13 protein-coding genes and 1 pseudogene are annotated in these 16,834 nt (G+C 73.4%); 7 read left to right on the top strand and 7 right to left on the bottom strand.

Annotation, left to right across the window (positions count from 1 at the left end):
- Window positions 1–156: 156 nt before the first annotated feature.
- Complete coding sequence (gene ligA, locus AB0D48_RS25025) at window positions 157–2,214, top strand: NAD-dependent DNA ligase LigA (protein ID WP_362401011.1); 2,058 nt, start codon at window positions 157–159, stop codon at window positions 2,212–2,214.
- Here ligA and AB0D48_RS25030 read toward each other — a convergent pair.
- From AB0D48_RS25030 to AB0D48_RS25045, 4 genes are all read right to left on the bottom strand, one after another.
- Window positions 2,204–2,422, bottom strand: coding sequence for a hypothetical protein (locus tag AB0D48_RS25030; protein ID WP_362401014.1), 219 nt, complete (start codon window positions 2,420–2,422; stop codon window positions 2,204–2,206). The genes ligA and AB0D48_RS25030 overlap by 11 nt on opposite strands.
- A 293-nt stretch (window positions 2,423–2,715) precedes the next feature.
- Window positions 2,716–4,509, bottom strand: coding sequence for an ABC transporter permease/substrate binding protein (locus tag AB0D48_RS25035; protein WP_362401017.1), 1,794 nt, complete (start codon window positions 4,507–4,509; stop codon window positions 2,716–2,718).
- Window positions 4,509–5,570 carry a betaine/proline/choline family ABC transporter ATP-binding protein gene (locus AB0D48_RS25040; RefSeq protein WP_362401064.1) on the bottom strand — a complete coding sequence of 354 codons (1,062 nt, stop codon included), beginning with the start codon at window positions 5,568–5,570 and terminating at the stop codon, window positions 4,509–4,511. The genes AB0D48_RS25035 and AB0D48_RS25040 overlap by 1 nt, the downstream gene beginning before the upstream one ends.
- A 180-nt stretch (window positions 5,571–5,750) precedes the next feature.
- Window positions 5,751–6,692, bottom strand: a complete 942-nt coding sequence (locus tag AB0D48_RS25045; protein WP_362401019.1) for a SigB/SigF/SigG family RNA polymerase sigma factor — start codon at window positions 6,690–6,692, stop codon at window positions 5,751–5,753.
- Window positions 6,693–6,838: 146 nt separating this feature from the next.
- Here AB0D48_RS25045 and AB0D48_RS25050 point away from each other — a divergent pair, with 146 nt between their 5' ends.
- Together AB0D48_RS25050 and AB0D48_RS25055 are read left to right on the top strand one after the other, a co-directional pair.
- Window positions 6,839–7,237 (top strand): helix-turn-helix domain-containing protein, encoded by a 399-nt coding sequence (locus AB0D48_RS25050; RefSeq protein WP_362401022.1) that lies wholly within the window; start codon window positions 6,839–6,841, stop codon window positions 7,235–7,237.
- Window positions 7,238–7,364: 127 nt separating this feature from the next.
- Window positions 7,365–8,870 (top strand): S8 family serine peptidase, encoded by a 1,506-nt coding sequence (locus AB0D48_RS25055; RefSeq protein ID WP_362401025.1) that lies wholly within the window; start codon window positions 7,365–7,367, stop codon window positions 8,868–8,870.
- Window positions 8,871–8,931: 61 nt separating this feature from the next.
- On the opposite strand, the gene AB0D48_RS25060 is transcribed toward AB0D48_RS25055, so the two are convergent.
- A complete protein-coding gene (locus AB0D48_RS25060) occupies window positions 8,932–9,678 on the bottom strand; it encodes a GntR family transcriptional regulator (protein ID WP_362401029.1) in 747 nt (248 codons plus the stop codon).
- Between the two features lie 124 nt (window positions 9,679–9,802).
- The gene (locus tag AB0D48_RS25065) at window positions 9,803–11,362 is read right to left on the bottom strand and encodes an IucA/IucC family protein (protein WP_362401032.1); all 1,560 of its coding nucleotides are present in this window, start codon (window positions 11,360–11,362) and stop codon (window positions 9,803–9,805) included.
- A gap of 107 nt (window positions 11,363–11,469) precedes the next feature.
- On the opposite strand from AB0D48_RS25065, the gene AB0D48_RS25070 reads away from it, so the two are divergent.
- Entirely contained in the window at window positions 11,470–12,984 is a 1,515-nt protein-coding gene (locus AB0D48_RS25070) for an IucA/IucC family siderophore biosynthesis protein (protein WP_362401035.1), read from the top strand.
- A 33-nt stretch (window positions 12,985–13,017) separates the two neighbouring features.
- Window positions 13,018–13,671, top strand: coding sequence for a methyltransferase domain-containing protein (locus tag AB0D48_RS25075; protein WP_362401038.1), 654 nt, complete (start codon window positions 13,018–13,020; stop codon window positions 13,669–13,671).
- 7 nt (window positions 13,672–13,678) lie between these two features.
- Here the strand turns inward: AB0D48_RS25075 and AB0D48_RS25080 are convergent, their stop codons facing one another.
- Complete coding sequence (locus AB0D48_RS25080; protein WP_362401041.1) at window positions 13,679–14,872, bottom strand: cytochrome P450; 1,194 nt, start codon at window positions 14,870–14,872, stop codon at window positions 13,679–13,681.
- A gap of 147 nt (window positions 14,873–15,019) precedes the next feature.
- Between AB0D48_RS25080 and AB0D48_RS25085 the strand changes: the two genes are divergently transcribed.
- Together AB0D48_RS25085 and AB0D48_RS25090 are read left to right on the top strand one after the other, a co-directional pair.
- Complete coding sequence (locus tag AB0D48_RS25085; protein WP_362401044.1) at window positions 15,020–16,531, top strand: FAD-binding protein; 1,512 nt, start codon at window positions 15,020–15,022, stop codon at window positions 16,529–16,531.
- A gap of 8 nt (window positions 16,532–16,539) precedes the next feature.
- Window positions 16,540–16,834: pseudogene (locus AB0D48_RS25090) on the top strand (hypothetical protein); the annotation flags it as partial.

Below are 16,834 nucleotides of genomic sequence, written 5' to 3' on the forward strand. Positions count from 1 at the left end.
TCGCCTTCCACCAAGCATCTTTGCGCACACTTTCTGCAGCACGTCACCCCTTCACAGGCGGAGCGTTCGGGCAGGACCGGCCGCGTCGATACGCCGCAGCGTTGTCGGAAACCCTTGCCGGCGACCGTTGTCAGACCCCTGCGCCAAGATCAGGGCATGACGACGACCACCGCTCCCGCCCTGGCCAACCGCGACGAGTACGCCGACGCGATCGGCGCCGCCCTGAGGGCCTCGGCCGCCTACTACGGCACCGGGGAATCCGCCCTGGACGACGCCTCGTTCGACCTCCTCCTCGGGCTGATACACGCCTACGAGGAGCGGTATCCGGAGCACACCGACCCCGCCTCGCCGACGGGGAAGGTGGCGGGCGGGGCCGTACCGGCCGGGGACGTGGCGCACACGGCGGCGATGCTCTCGCTGGGCAACGTGTTCGGCCCGCAGGACCTGCTCGACTGGGAGGCCTCTCTGCTGCGACGGCTCGGAGCGCCGGTCGCGGGCGGGTACGCGGTCGAACCGAAGCTGGACGGGGCCTCGTTGGCCGCGCGCTACCGCCGGGGCCGGCTGGTCCAGCTCGTGACCCGGGGCAACGGAACGGGTGGTGAGGACGTCTCGCACGCGATCGGCACGATCACCGGGCTCCCCCGGGAGCTGGCCACGGACGCCTCCTTCGAGGTGCGCGGCGAGGTCCTGCTGACGGCGGAGCAGTTCGAGCGGGCGAACGCCATACGCGCCGAGCACGGGGCCGGGCCGTTCTCCAATCCCCGCAACGGCGCGGCCGGCACGCTGCGGGCCAAGGGGCGCCCGTACACGGTGGAGATGACCTTCTGGGCCTTCGGGGCGGTCGAGCTCGACGGCGGCACCGCCCTTCCCGGAACCAGCCACTCCGAGGTCATGGCCCATGTCGCCCGGGCGGGCGTCCAGACCGCGGCGGCCACCCCCGCCGGTCTGACCGTGGTGGCCACGCTCGCCGAGGTGCAGGAGCAGGTCGACCGCATCGCCGCGCTCCGCGCCGGGCTGCCCTTCGGCATAGACGGGGTGGTGGTCAAACTGGACTCCCTGGCCGAACAGGACGCCGCCGGCACCGGATCGCGCCACCCGCACTGGGCGACCGCGTACAAGCTGCCGGCCGTGGAACGGCGGACCCGGCTGCTCGACGTGACCTGGTCGGTGGGGCGTACGGGCGTGCTCGCGCCCACCGCGGTCCTCGAAGCGGTGGAGATCGACGGCTCGGTGGTCCGGCACGCGACGCTCCACAACCCGGCCGACATCCAGCGCCGCGGGCTGCGCCTCGGCGACATCGTCACCGTGTACAAGGCGGGGGACGTCATCCCGCGCGTCGAGGCCCCGGTGGTCGAGCTGCGCACGGGCGCGGAGCGTCCGATCGAGCCGCCGGCCGTGTGCCCCGGCTGCGGCGGGGAGATCGACCGGTCGCAGGAGCGGTGGCGCTGCGCGCAGCCCGCCGACTGCGGGCGGATCGCCGCGATCCTGTACGCCTCAGGGCGGGACCAGCTCGACATCGACGGCCTGGGTGAGAGGTACGTACGGGCGCTGGTCGAGGCCGGTGACGTCCGGGACGTGGCGGACCTGTTCACGCTGGACGAGGCGCGGCTCGCGCGGGCCGCCGGGAGCGAGAAGCGGGCGGCGAAGCTGGTGGAGCAGATAGCGGCCGCGAAGGGCAGGCCCCTGTCCCGGGTGTTCTGCGCGCTCGGCATCGTCGGCACGGGGCGGGGCATGTCCCGGCGGATCGCGCGGCACTTCGGGACGATGGACGCCGTCCGGGCCGCCGACGCGGTCGCGATGACGGAGGTGGAGCTGGTCGGTGACACGAAGGCGGCCGCCATCGTCGCCCAGGTGGCGGAGCTCGGGCCGGTCATCGACAAGCTCGCGGCCGCCGGGGTCAACCTCACGGAGCCGCAGGCCGCGCCTCCCGTCGCGGACGGGACCGGGGACGGGGCCGGACCGCTGGCCGGTCAGACCGTGGTGGTCACCGGCAAGATGGTGGGCGCGCTGGCCGCGTACGACACGCGCGACAAAGTGCGCGAGCTGATCGAGCGGGCGGGCGGGAAGTCGGCGAGCAGCGTGTCCGGGCGGACGACCCTCCTCGTGGCGGGCGAGAAGGCGGGCGGCAAGGTGGCCAAGGCCGAGTCTGCCGGGATCGAGATCGTCGGCGAGGAGGCCTTCGCCGCGCGCGTCGCCGACTTCCTCACGGTGTGACGGCCAGCACGGGCGGAGCCGGTGAGGTCCAGCGGTGACCGCAGGGGGCGAAGGCCAGTACCACCGGCTCACCCGGCCGCTGGCGCCACGAGACGCGTTCCGGCGCGCCCGCGCACACCGGACAGCGGGGCAGCGGGGCGGGCAGCGGGCCGGGCACCGCGGAGCACTCGGGTGCGGCCGCGAGCGGCGTGGAGTGCGGATCGCGCATGGACGCTCCCTGGTCGTGCGGTGGGCCTCATCGCACTGTGCCATGGAGCAGCCCTCGTCCGCACGGGCGAATCGTCCAGTGTTTCGGCTGGTCAGACGTGTGGTCAGCAGGAGGATTCCGGTCCTCTTGCGGGCACTTGGTGATCAACCGAACCCGCCACCGGCCGCCACCAGGCCCGATGCCGTCCGGCCGGAGGCACCGGCGGGCGCGGGACCTCGGAGGCCCCGGAGGGCGCGGGACCACGTATTCCCGCGCCGGCCCGGTCCCCGCGACCGCGCCGGTGCACCTCGGGGTCATGCCAGTTCGTCGACCTCGGGGTGCTCGGCCAGCCAGGCGCGGACGGCCTGCTGCTCCTTGCCCTTGCCGGTGTCCTGGATCTTCGCCTCCAGGCCGGTCAGCTGCTCCTCGGTGAGCTTGAAGGAGCGCAGCCAGCGCGCCACGTCGGGCTCGTCGGCGGCGAAGCCCTTGCGGGCCAGGGTGTGGATGCCGTCGCCCTTGCCCCAGACGCCCTTGGGGTCCTCCAGCTTGGTCAGCTCGTACGAGGAGTACGCCCAGTGCGGGGACCACAGCACGGTGACGACGGGCTCCTTCTTGTCGTAGGCCCGCTTGAGTTCGGCGAGCATGCCGGGGGTGGACCCGTCGACCACCTGGTACTCGCCCTCCAGGCCGTACTCCTTCAGGACCTTGTCCTTCAGGAGGGACATGGCGCCGGCGCTCGGCTCGATGCCGATGATCCGACCCTTGAACTGCCCGGACTTGCCCTTGAGGTCGGCGAGCGAGCGCACGTCCTTCACGTACGAGGGCACGGACAGCTCCAGCGAGGTGGAGCCGTACCAGGAGCCGAGGTCCTCCAGCTCGTTCCCGTACTTCTCCCAGTACTGGGCGTGCGTGACGGGCAGCCAGGCGTCGGTCTGGAAGTCGAGCTGGCCGCCGGCCAGGCCGGTGTAGAGGGCGCCGGCCTCCAGCTGGCGGGCGTCGACCTTGAAGCCGCGCCGCTCCAGGAGCTCCTTCCACAGGAAGGTGGAGGCGATGCCTTCGTCCCAGGGGATGTAGCCGACGGAGACGGTGCGGCCCTTGCCGATGTTCGCGGCGCCGGCCGGTCCGTCCTCGGTGGTCGGGCCGCCGAAGGTGCTGAGGCCGCCCGCGACGAGGGCGAGTACGACGGCTCCGGTGATCGCGTAGGCGGGCTGCGGGCGGTGGTTCCACACCTTGGCCGCACCGGTGGCGGCGGACCGCGCCTTGGCCAGGGCGCGCCGGCCGAGCGGGGAGACCTGGCGGCCGAGCGCCCCCGTCATCCGGTCGAGGTACATGGCCAGGATGACGATGGAGACGCCCGCTTCGAAGCCGAGGCCGATGTCGACGTTGCCGATGGCCCGGTAGACGGCGCCGCCGAGCCCGCCGCCGCCCACCATGCCCGCGATGACGACCATGGACAGGCCGAGCATGATGACCTGGTTGACGCCCGCCATGATGGTCGGCAGGGCCAGCGGCAGCTGGACGCGGACCAGGGTGTCGCGCGGGGTGGTGCCGAAGGCGTCGGCGGCCTCGACCAGCTCCGCGTCGACCTGGCGGATGCCGAGTTCGGTCATCCGTACGCCCGGCGGCAGCGAGAAGATGATGGTCGCGATGATGCCGGGCACCACGCCCACCCCGAAGAAGATGATGCCGGGGATGAGGTAGACCATGGCGGGCATGGTCTGCATGAAGTCCAGGACGGGCCGCAGGACGGCGCTGACCCGGTCGGAGCGCGAGGCCCAGATGCCGAGCGGGATCGCGAAGAACAGCGTGACGAGGGTGGCGACCAGGACCAGTGACAGCGTCGACATGGCCTCGGGCCACAGCCCGACGGAGTCGACGAGCGCGAAGCCGGCGAAGGCCAGCAGCCCGGCGAGGAGCCCGCGCAGCCACCAGGCGCCGAGCGCGAGGATGCCCGCGAAGAGCAGCGGGGCGGGGGCGGAGAGGACGGCGTCGATGCCGTCGTAGAGGCCGGTGACGACCGCGCTGACGGCGTCGAACAGCCAGGACAGGTGGCGCTGGAGGAAGTCGACACCGCTGTCGACCCAGTCGCCGAGGTGCAGGCGGGGCATCAGACGGCCACCTCCGCGCAGGCCATCGGCGGCCTGTGTTCGTCGCCGAGGAAGGCGACGAGGCGGTCCTGCGGCACCGAGCCGATAACGGCGCCGTCCTCGTCGGTGACGGTGACCGGGTGCGGGACCCGGGCGCTGACCGTGCACAGGTCGGCGAGCGCGGTGCCGGCGGTGACGGTGGGGCAGCCGCAGGCGCCCGCCTCGGCAGGCGCCTCGTCCATGACGGCGTCGGCCGTGAGCACGCGCGAGCGGTCCACGTCCTGGATGAAGGAGGCGACGTAGTCGTCGGCGGGGCGCATGAGGATGTCCTCGGCGGTGCCCTGCTGGACGATGCGGCCGTCACGCATGACGGCGATGCCGTCGCCCAGGCGCATGGCCTCGTTGAGGTCGTGGGTGATGAAGACGATGGTCTTCTTCAGGCGGCGCTGGAGTTCGAGGAGCTGGTCCTGCATGTCACGGCGGATCAGCGGGTCGAGGGCGCTGAAGGACTCGTCCATCAGCAGCAGATCGGCGTCGGTGGCCAGGGCGCGGGCCAGACCCACGCGCTGCTGCATGCCGCCGGAGAGCTCGTCGGGCCAGGACTTCTCCCAGCCGCCGAGCCCGCACAGCGCCAGGGCCTCGGCGGCCCGGCGCTCGCGCTCGGCCCGGGGGACGCCCTGGACCTCCAGTCCGTAGCCGGCGTTCTCCAGGACGTCGCGGTGCGGGAAGAGCGCGAAGTGCTGGAAAACCATGCTGATCTTGGTGGAGCGTACGCGGCGCAGCTCGCGCGGGCTGAGCCCGGTGAGGTCCTCGCCGTCGAAGAGGATGCGTCCCGAGGTGGGCTCCAGCAGTCCGTTGAGCATGCGCAGCAGCGTGGACTTGCCGGATCCCGACAGACCCATGACGACGAATATCTGGCCCGGCTCGACGCGGAAGGAGGCGTCGATCACCGCGGCCGTCGTTCCGCCGGCGCGCAGCTCGTCGCGGCCGGTGCCGCCTTCGAGCGCGCGGACGGCCGCCGCCTGGTCGTCGGGGCGTCTGCCGAAGACCTTGTAGACGTGTTCGGCCTGGAGCGTGGACACATGCACCTCGCGGGTCGTACGGGTACGGCACGCGCCGGGCGGACCGGCGCGGGCCGTGGAGCGGGACGGGATCCGCCCGCGTGCGCCCCGTCTCCGGCACCACGTGCCGGAGAGCAGGGTTCCGCTCCAGCCCCGCCCGTGCCCCCGCATTCACCTCAGCAAACGCAAAGGTGATCTACCTCACGCGTACTCGGCGCCCGTGGCCTTCGGCCCGTCCTCCAGCATGGAGGCGCGCAGGTGTCCGAGGAGCCTGGTCAGCAGCCGCGAGACCTGCATCTGCGAGATGCCGAGGGCGGCGCCGATCTGGGCCTGGGTCAACTCCTCGCCGAAGCGCATCTGCAGCATCCGGCGCTCGCGGTCGGTGAGCTGCTCCAGCAGCGGCGCCAGGGTCTGGATGTCCTCGACCAGCTCCATGGCCGGCTCTTCCTCGCCCATGACGTCGGCGAGGGTGTGTCCCTCGGTCTGGCCTCCGCCGTACTCGGAGTGCGCGGCCTGCGGGGCGTCCAGGGAGCCGCTGGTGTGGCCGTTGGCGGCGAAGAGCCCCTCTATGACCTCCTCCTCCGTGAGGCCGAGGTGGCCGGCGAGGTCCGCGACCGTGGGCGAGCGGTCGAGCTCGACGGTCAGCGACTCCTTCGCCTTCGCGATGTCGATGCGCAGCTCCTGGAGCCGGCGCGGGACGCGGACGGCCCAGGAGGTGTCACGGAAGTGCCGCTTGATCTCGCCTGTGATGTACGGCATGGCCAGCGTGGAGAACTCGTTCTCGCGGGCCGGGTCGAACCGGTCGATGGCCTTGATCAGGCCGATGGTGCCGACCTGGACGATGTCGTCTATGTCACCACCGTCGCCGCGGTTACGGAAGCGGCGCACGGCGTACTGGACGAGGGAGGCGTTCATCTCAATGAGGGTGTTGCGGACGTACTGGTACTCCGGGGTGCCCTCGGTGAGTTCGCGCAGCCGCCGGAAGAAGACCTTCGACAGCTCCCTCGCGTCTGCCGGGGCCACCTCGCGCGGCTCGTCGATCCGGGGCAGGCCCGCGAGACGGGCCGCTTCGGCGCCCCGGCGGGGGGAGGGAACTGCGGCGGAGGTGGCGGCGGTAAGGGAGGACGGGGCAGGGACCGGCATGGGGGTTCGCTCCTTGGGCTGGTCGGCTTGCGGCGCGGGACCTTGACTGCCGTAGATGGTGGACCTCTTCTGGTCGTACGTCAAGAATTACCGGAAATTTGTTTCACGTCTTGCGACTCATGAATCATGTATCGCATCATGACGACATGGGGAGCACCTCTCAGCGACAAAATTGGACATTCCTGACTAATCACGCCCGCGTTCTGGTGACCATCGCCCGGGACCCGGCCGTCCGGCTCAGGGACGTCGCCGCCGTGTGCGGTCTGACCGAACGCACCGTGCAGACGATCGTCACCGATCTGGAGACGGACGGATATCTGAAGCGCGTCCGCGACGGCCGGCGCAACCGGTACGACATCTCCCCCGGCGCGGTCTTCCGCCACCCGGCCGAGGCGGGTGTCCAGGTGGCCGGCCTCCTCGCCCTGCTGACCGGCGCCTCCGCGGACCCCGACGCTCCGCCGTCGGCCCCTGACATGACGGACGAGGAAGCCACCGAGCTCCTGGGCATCGCCCCCGTCACGGGCCTCGCGGCGGAGCCCTCCTAGCCCCCCCTCGCACCCCAGCGGTCCCCGGCCCCCTTGTGCCGTACGCGGCGGCGGCCCCAGCCTTGGCCGCATGACCACGAGACCGCACTTATGGCGGCGCTGCGGCGCCGCTCTCGCGCTGGCCGCCATGCTCGCGCTCGGGGTGGACACGGGATCCTCGGCGGCAAGTACGCCGGAGGGGGCCGTCCGCTACGCGGACGTGCCCGGAGCCGTCGCCGGCAGCTACCTCGTCCTCCTCGACCCGGCCCGCGCGAAGTCCCGTACCACGCGGGGCCGGACCGTCGTCGAACGCTTCGGCGGGACGATCCGCCGCACGTACGACGCCTCGCTGAACGGGTACTCCGCCCAGCTGACGGAACGCCAGGCCCGGCGGCTCGCCGCGGACCCGGCCGTCGCCGAGGTGGTGCAGAACCGCACGCTGAAGCTCGACGCCAGTCAGCCGGACCCGCCCTCCTGGGGGCTGTCCCGTATCGATCAGCGGCGCCTCCCGCTGGACGCGGCCTACACCTACCCGGACTCGGCCGGGCAGGGCGTCACGGCGTACATCGTCGACACCGGCGTCCACATCACGCACGAGGACTTCGGCGGTCGCGCCTCGTACGGTTACGACGCCGTCGACGACGACATGACCGCCGAGGACGACCACGGCCACGGCACCCACGTCGCCGGTACGGTCGCGGGATCCACGCACGGGGTGGCCAAGCAGGCGAAGATCGTCGCGGTAAGGGTGCTCGACTACACGGGCCAGGGCACCACGGAGCAGGTGGTGGCGGGCATCGACTGGGTGACCCGCAACGCGGTGAAGCCCGCGGTGGTGAACATGAGCCTGGGCGGGGACCCCGACGACGTACTGGACGCCGCCGTCCGCAATTCCATCGCCTCGGGGCTCACCTACGCGGTGGCCGCCGGCAACCAGGGCATCGACGCCTCGGGCCACTCCCCCGCCCGGGTCCAGACCGCACTGACGGTGGGGGCGGTCGGCGACTACGACCACCGCGCCTCGTACTCCAACTACGGGCCGCTCGTAGACCTGTTCGCCCCCGGCGACGACATCTCCTCGGCCGCGTACTTCTCCGACGACTGGTACATGACCATGTCGGGCACCTCGATGGCCACCCCGCACGTCACCGGCGCGGCGGCGCTCCACCTCTCCACCCACCGGACGGCGACCCCGGCCCAGGTCGGCGCGGCCCTCACCGGCTACGCCAGCACCGGATCGGTCATCGACCCCGGCCCGGGCTCCGCCAACCGGCTCGTCCACACGGGCGGGTCACCCCAGCGGCCTCCGGGCAAGCGGTTCGCGAACACCACGGACCTCCCGGTGGCCGATCTGGCGAGCGTCGACTCCCCCGTGACCGTGAGCGGGGTGTCCGGCAGGGCCCCGGCGGACCTCGACGTCGAGATCGCCATCAAGCATCCGGACGTCGGGGACCTGCGGATCGACGTGATCGCCCCGGACGGCACGGCCTACCCCGTCAAGGACGAGTGGGAGGCCTGGATCGAGACCGACTACACCGTGGTCTACGCGCTCGACGCGTCCTCGGAGACCGCGAACGGGGTCTGGCGGCTGCGCGTGTTCGACACGCGCAGCGACCACACCGGCTACATCGACTCATGGGCCCTGCGCTTCTGAGCCCTTCACGCCGAACGGGCCAGGGAGGACGGGTCAGGGAGGACGGGTCAGGGAGTCCGACTCACGCAGTACGCGTCACGGAGTACGAGCGCTCCGGGTCACGGTGGAAGGTCAGCCGGTCCCAGGTGGGGAAGGCCAGATCGGTGACGGCCAGCAGCCGGCCGGAGGCATCGTGCAGGGTGCGCCGCACGGTCGGACCGCATGCCTGGGACGCCGCGGCCGGCGGATGGGTGGTCCGGGTCATGGTGAGCGTCTCGGCGACCCGGCCCTCCGCCGCGGCCCGGTCGAGCCACTGGTGCAGGGGGCCGAGGTCCTCGTCGCGGACCAGCGCCGGCCGGTCGCGGTAGCGGGCCAGTTCGGGACTCCCCGCGACGGCACCCGGGCTCAGGTACGTGACGGCGTGCCGCAGCGCCTCGCCCGCCGGGCCGCGTTCGCGCCGGTGGTGGACGAGGGTGCGCTCCCCGCCGTTCATGCCGAGCAGCGCGGCGAGCGAGGGCGGCACGGTGACCAGCGTCAGCCAGCTCTGCGCAAGCGCGGGGGCGGCGGGGACGCGGCCGGGCGCGGCTGCCGCGGTCACCGATCGGGTGCCGCGGCGGCCCGTGACGACCAGGCCCTCCTCGCGCAGGTGCTGGAGCGCGGCCCTGATGGTCTGCCGGTTGACCTGGTAGCGGGCGGCCAGGCTGCGTTCGGACGGCAGTCTGCCGTCGGGGGTGTGCGCGAGGTGGTCGAGCTCGTGCCGCAACGCCGCGGCGATCCGCAGGTACTTGGGCATGGCGGCCGGGCCGCCGCCCCGCGAAGGGGAGGGCATGGCTTCTCCTCTGACGGGTGGTCAAGGACTGCGCGGTCTGCCCGACCAACCTAGCATTGGTCTATACCTTTGGGTGAGTGGGACGTATGGAACCGGCACCACCTTGGCCGGTTTCCGACGGGGCCTACCCCCGCAGGGGGTTCGGCAGCGGCAGGTAGCGGGCGTCCGCGCCGTCGGCCCGGGTCCAGCGAAGCAGCAGGTTGGTCTTGGCCGGCAGGGCGGGGGCGGCGAGCAGCTCCGCGATCTCCGGGAGCCCGCGCGTGGTGTCGTAGCGCACGAACTCCTCCCGTACGGCCGGCCACACGAGCGCGCAAATGTCCGGATGCCTCTCGCACAGCGCCCCCGCGATCTCCGCCAGGTGGTTGACCACCAGGCAGTAGACCAGCCGCTGCCAGGCCGCCGCGCGCTCCATGTCGGGCAGCAGCTTGACCCCCTCCGCGTCGCGGAAGAGGGCCTGCACCGGCATGCCCGCCGCGTCGACGGCGACCAGCGTGTTCTGCAGGTGCGCCTCCAGCACGACCCCGTGGCGGGCGAACAGCTCCAGCACCGGCGGCACGACGTGGCGCAGGTACGCCCGCCACCAGGCCGCCGGGTCTGCGGTGGCCGCCAGCGGGCTTCCCGCGTAGCCCTCGGCGAGCGCGGCGGCCAGCAACGGGGTGGCTCGGGGCGCGGCGTGCGCGTGCGCGTCGTGGAAGCCGTCCCGGACCAGGACGGCGAGCTCCTCGAAGGCGAAGGCGGCGGTGCGGTAGCCGCGGTCGGCGAGCCAGGCCGCTCCGCAACCGGTCCGGTGCAGCGCGGCGAAGGCGGCCTCGACCGCCGCGTCGGTGCGGCGCAGCTTCAGCAGGTCGTGCCGCCACAGCCGGCGCACGTCGTTGGTGATCCGGACGTCGAGGCTGAACTTCACGAAGAGGTCGGCGGACCGGTCCGGCACGTACAGGGTCCGGATCGAGGCGGTCGGCCACGCCGGCCGGCGGCTCTCCCCGAGCCGCAACAGCCTCCCGTCGGCGAAGGCCTCGCGCACCGGCGGCCGGGAGCCGATCAGGTCCAGCTGCCAGGGGTGGGCGGGCAGGAGGCGGTAGCCGGCGGGCGGGCGCGGCCCGTCGAGGGCGTCGGCGAGGGAGTCGATCGCCGCGGCTGCGCCCGGTCCGCCCTCCTCGGCCACCTGGTCCTCGCGCAGCCCGAGGAAGACCACCGGGAAGCGCGCGTGGGCCTCCGGCGCGTACGGCAGCCAGCTCCCGGCCGGCGCCCCGCCCCGGGCCTTGGGTGCGGGGTGGTTCGGGTGGCCCATGACCAGGGACTGTTCGGAGAGGAGGTACGGGTCCGCCGGGGGCTCGGCGGCGGCGCGGGCGGCCAGCAGCGCGGCGACGGTGTCCCGGCTGTCGGTGATCTCGACCGGAAGTTCGTCGTTCGGTACCCCGGTGTGCAGGCCCAGTTCATCGGAGGTGAGCTTGACCAGCTCGGTGTGGCTGAGCGGATGCCAGCCGTCCGCCCCGCGCAGTTCGGGGCGTACCGGCCGGCGGCCGCCCCGCACCCGGAGCAGCCGCCCGCTGCCGCGCAGCCGGTGGACGCCCGCACCGTGTTCCTCGGCGGAGTCGGCGGCCTCCCGGAGCAGGCAGTTCAGGAGCGGGGTGGCGGCGTAGGCGTCGGCGGCGGCGTTGAGGTCCACTGGTTCCATTCGGTCCATCCGGTGCGCCGGGGGTCGCGGGACGCGACCTCCGGCCGTGATCTTCAGTATCCGCGATGATGACGTGATCATCCGGTCAAGCGATATCCCGATCTGCGGAGCCTTCGATGTACTTTCCCGCCTCCCCCGCCGAAGAGGCGTTCGCCGCGGAACTGGCCGCCGTGCGCCCCGCGCTCGAATCCGCGTACCGCGCCGCGCTCGACGGCGCCCGGGCGGCCGTACTGACCCGGCTGTGGCGGGCGCTGGCCTTCGAACCGCTGCCGTGGGTGGTGGGACGGGAGCGGGGGTCCGCCGGCCTGGCGGTGCTGCTGGCCGACGGCGGGCGGCTGGAGGGCCCGCCGCCGGACGCCTACGCCACCGACGCGTACGCGGCGGAGCTGCTGCTCGACGGCAGGCCCTACCGGCAGGCGGCGCGGCTGGTGGCGGCGCTGGGAGTGCCGCACGGGGAGGACTTCGCCGCCGAGCTGGACGGCAGCACGGCCTCCCTCGCGCTCTCGCGGGCCGGACAGCCGCCCGCCGGCCGGGACGTCGCCGCGCGGACCACCTGGCAGTGGGAACAGCGGGTGGTCGACGGGCATCCGTACCACCCGAACTGTCGTTCCCGGCCCGGTTTCTCGGTGGCCGAACAGCTGGCGTACGCCCCCGAGCACCGCCCGGTGGTGGACCTCGGCCTGGTCTCCGTACGGGCCGAGGAGTGCCTGGTCACGGGCGACTGGCCGGCGGAGCTACGGGACGCGGGGCGGATCCTGGTACCGGTGCATCCCTGGCAGGCGGCGCACACCCTCAAGCACGAGCGGGTGCGGGACGGTTTCGCGGCGCATCCGCTGATGGCCCTGCGCACGCTGGCGCCGATCGAGGGCGGGGCACACGTCAAGACGGCTCTGAGCACCCGGCTGACCTCCTCCGTACGGGACATCTCCGGCTACTCCGTCGAGACGGCGACGGCCGTCTCCGACTTCGCCCAGGCGCTGTCCGAACGGCTCGACGGCCGGCTGCACATCACCCGCACCCTGGGCGCGGCCACGGCGCACAGCCCGGACCTGGCAGCCGTGCTGCGCGAGCCGCCGGAGGTGTACGCGGACGCCGCCGCCGGTGAGCGGGTGCTCCCGGTGGCGGCCCTGGCCTCGCTCCCGCAGGCGCGCTCGGCCGCCTGGCGGGCCGGTTTCGCCCGTCTCGCGCTCTCGGTGTGCCTGCGCGTGCTGGAGCTCGGGGTGGCGCTGGAGGCCCACGGCCAGAACCTGCTCGTCGTCCTCTCCGCCACCGGCGCCCCGCTGCGGCTGGTCTACCGCGACCTCGCCGACATCCGGATCAGCCCGGCCCGGCTCGTCCGGCACGGACTGCCGGTGCCGCCCCTGTCCGGCAGGCTGATCACCGACGACGTGACCGTGCTGCGGCGCAAGCTGTTCGGTTCGCTGCTGACCGGGGCGCTCGGTGCCACGGCGGGATCGGCCGGGGCTTTCGCCGACGCCTTCGCCGTGGCGGCCGGCCTTCCGGCCACCGCCGACAGCGAGGCGCTGCTGGCGGGAGGTCTGCCGACCAAGGCCCTCACGCTGATGCGGCTGAGCCCCGGCGTCCCGGGTGATCAGTGGGCGGAGCTGCCCAATCCGCTGGCCGGGGGATGAGCCGGAGCGTCGGGAAGGCTACTGTTCAGGGGCATGACAGAGACCTGGGACCTCAGCTCCGTACGCGCCTCCTACGACACCGTCGCCGTCGACTACGCCCGGCTGCTCGGCACGGCGCTCTTCGGCAAGCCGCTGGACCGGGCCATGCTGGCAGCGTTCGCCGAGTACGTACGCGGCGACCAGGCCGGCGGGGGCCGCGCCGTCGCGGACCTCGGCTGCGGTCCGGGCCGGGTGACGGCGCATCTGGACTCCCTCGGTGTACGGGCCTTCGGCGTCGACCTGTCCCCCGCGATGGTGGCGGTGGCCCGGCGGACGTATCCGGGGCTGCGCTTCGAAGTGGGCTCGATGGCCGCGCTGGACGTGGCGGACGGGGTCCTCGGCGGGGTGCTGGCCTGGTACTCCACGGTGCACACCCCGCCGGCGGAACTGCCTCCGGTGTTAGCCGAGTTCGCGCGGGTCCTGGCCCCGGGAGGCCACGTACTCATCGCCTTCGACGCGGGCGACCGGAAGATCCGGCTGGAGCACGCCTACGGGCATCCGGTCGCCCTCGACGTGTACGGGACGCCGCCTGACCTGATCGCCGGACTGCTGGCCGGGGCCGGTCTCACCGAGGTGGGCCGGCTGGTGCGCGAACCCGACGGCAACGAGAAGAGCCCGCAGGGATTCCTGCTCGCGCGCAAGGGCTGAGCCCCGCTCACCAGCGCAGCGGGAGCCTGGTCACGCCCCGCATGAGGGTGCCCGGGAGCCAGTCGAGCGGTCCGGCGTCCGGGTCCTCGGCCAGATCGGGGAAGCGTTCCAGCAGGGCCCGGATCGCGATGCGGCCCTCCATGCGGGCCAGCGGGGCGCCGAGGCAGAAGTGGATGCCGTGGCCGAAGGCGAGGTGGCTCGGCCCGGTGCGGCGGATGTCGAAGACGTCCGGGCCGGGCTCGGCGAAGCGGGCCGGGTCGCGGCCGGCCGCGGCGAGGCCGATCAGGACGGCGGAGCCGGCCTCGATGGTGGTCCCGCCGATCTCCAGGTCGGCACGGGCGAAGCGGTAGGTGGCGTGCTGCACCGGTCCGTCGTAGCGGAGCATCTCCTCCACCGCGCCGTCGATCAGCCCGTCCGGATCGGCGCGCAGGGCCGCGAGCTGGTCGGGGTGCGCGAGCAGCGCCCGTACGCCGTTGCCGATCAGGTTGACGGTGGTCTCGTGCCCGGCGACCAGCAGCAGGAACGCCATGCCGATGAGCTCCTCGGGGGACAGCCGGTCGCCGTCCTCGTCCCGGGTCCGGATCAGCGCGCTGAGCAGGTCCTCCCCGGGATCGACGGCCTTGGCCTCGACCAGTTCGTACAGGTACGCGGTCATCTCCTCCATCACCCTGGCGTCCGGGTTGGCCGGGTCCATCGGCGCCACGACCTCGCCGGACCAGTGGCGGAACCGCTCCTGGTCCAGGTCCGGTACGCCGAGGAGCTCACAGATGACGGTCATCGGCAGCGGGGCGGCGAAGGACCGGATCAGGTCGGCGCGGCGGTCCGGTGCCGCGGCCATCGCGTCCAGCAGCTCGTCGGTGATCTGCCGCACGCGCGGGCGCAGGGACTCGACCCGGCGGGAGGTGAACTCGCCGGCCACCAGGCGGCGCAGCCGGGTGTGGTGGGGCGGATCCGCTTCCAGCATGTTGGTGGCGGCGGCTGTCACCGGGATGTTCGCGAACAGCTCGGAGCCGAGCCAGTTCTTCGACAGCGCCGGGTGGGCCAGGGCCTGGCGGGCCTCGTCGTGGCCGACGACGAGCCAGGTGCGGTTGCCGCCGATGACGAGCCGGTGGACCGGCCCGAGGGAGCGCAGGGAGGCGTAGAAGGGATAGGGGTCGGCGTTGAACTCTTCGGCATGTGCGGTCAGATCGGTAACTGGCATGGGGCGCAGCCTAAGGTGAGCGCCGCCTGGACCGAACGGGATATATGAGAAGCCGGATCGTTTCGGCTGTGCGCCGTTCGGGGGTCAACCCGGCCTCTGTGGGCCCGCCTTCACGGAGATCGGCTCGGGCGGTGGGAGGAAGGAGGCATGAGCCTCCACCGGCGCCAGGTCCTGGGCAGCGCGGCCGCGGCCGTCCTCGCCTCCGTCGGGGCGACCGTCCGCGGCCCCGACCACGGTGCCCTCGCCCGCGGGATCGACGGCCGGGTGGTACTCCCCGGCGACCGGGAGTACGCCGAGGCCCGGCAGTTGTTCCAGCCCCGGTACGACGCCGTGGCTCCGGCGGCGGTGGCCTATCCCGCGCACGCCGGCGACGTGGCCGTCTGCCTGGACTTCGCCCGCCGCTCCGCAGTGCCGGTGGTCGCGCGGGGCGGCGGGCACGGCTACGCCGGGTGGTCGACCCGCTCCGCCGGGCTGGTGGTCGACGCCGGAGCCATGGCCGCCGTGGCGGTCGGCGGGGACGGCGTACGGATCGGCGCGGGAGCCCGGCTCGGGGACGTGAACTCCGCCCTCGCCGGGCACGGGTGCGCCGTCCCGACCGGGCTGTGCCCTTCCGTAGGCATCGCGGGGCTCACCCTCGGCGGTGGCCTGGGGCTGGCCTCGCGGGCCTACGGCACGACCGCCGACCTGCTCACCGGAGCCCGCGTGGTCACTGCGGACGGTGCCGTCCGCGAGGTCTCCGCCGACCGGGACGCCGAGCTGTTCTGGGCCCTGCGGGGCGGCGGTGGCGGCAACTTCGGGGTGGTCACCGAGTTCCGCTTCCGCACCCACCCGGTGGGCGACTGCGCCTTCGCCGAACTCCACTGGCCCGAGGGCGACTCGCCGGCCGTGCTGCGCGGCTGGCAGCGCTGGCTGGCCGGGCTGCCGGACCCCTTCTGGAGCCAGGTGGAGTTCACGGCCGAGGCCGGAGCCACCGCGCCGCCCCCGGCGGTGCGGGTGGTGTGCCTCGACGGGCACCGGGAGCTGGACCGGCAGTTGACCCGGCTGTCGGACCTGGTCGGCCGGCCGGCGCGGGACAGCTGGACGGTCGTACGGAGCTACGGGGACACCCTACGGGCCATGTCGGGCTGCCTGGAGCGGACCGCGGAGCAGTGCCGGCTGCCGGGCACCCTGCCCGGCCGGGATCCGCGGGGCCTGCTGGGCCGGGAATCGTACGCGGCGCGGTCCGACTTCTGGACGGGCGCCGGACTGCCGGACGCGGCGGTCGGCGCCGTACTGGCCGCCGTCCGGCGCTACGGGTCCGCCGTCCCGCGCGGCGGCTTCGGGGTGGTGCAGTTCGACGGGGTCTGCGGCGGCGCCGTGAACCGGGTCCCGGCCGCCGGCACCGCCTTCGTCCACCGCGACAGCGCCTTCCTCGCCCAGTACCTCGCCTACTGGCCGGGGTCCGCGACGGCTGCCGAGGTCGCCCGGCACCAGGGCTGGCTCGACGGGCTGTGGCAGGACCTGCGCCCCTGGGCGAGCGGCCGCGCGTACCAGAACTACACCGACCCGAAGCTCGCCGGCTGGCGGGAGGCCTACTACGGCCCGAACCTCGCCCGCCTGGAGAAGGTCCGCCGCACCTACGACCCCGACCGCCTCTTCCGCTTCCCCCAGGCTCTCTAGGAGTCCACATGCGACGTACGTTGACCATCGCCGCCGCGGCGGCCGCGCTGCTGCTGGCGGCCGGGCCGCTGCCCGTTGCCGGGGCGGGCGGCACGGCGCACGCGGCCGTGGGCCGCTGGTCCGCCCGGGACGCGCAGTCCTTCTGGACCGCCGAGCGGATGGCTTCGGCCGTCCCGATGCCCCTGGCGGAGCCCGCTCCCCCGGCCCTCGATCGCACCGGCTACGACGAGTCCTTCCTCGGTCCCGTCGTTCCGCTCCCCCTGCCCGACGCGGCGGGGGTCGAGACCGTGGTCCTCCCCTACA

It is taken from the genome of Streptomyces sp. NPDC048269 (assembly GCF_040652395.1).
In the GTDB taxonomy this organism is placed as follows: domain Bacteria; phylum Actinomycetota; class Actinomycetes; order Streptomycetales; family Streptomycetaceae; genus Streptomyces.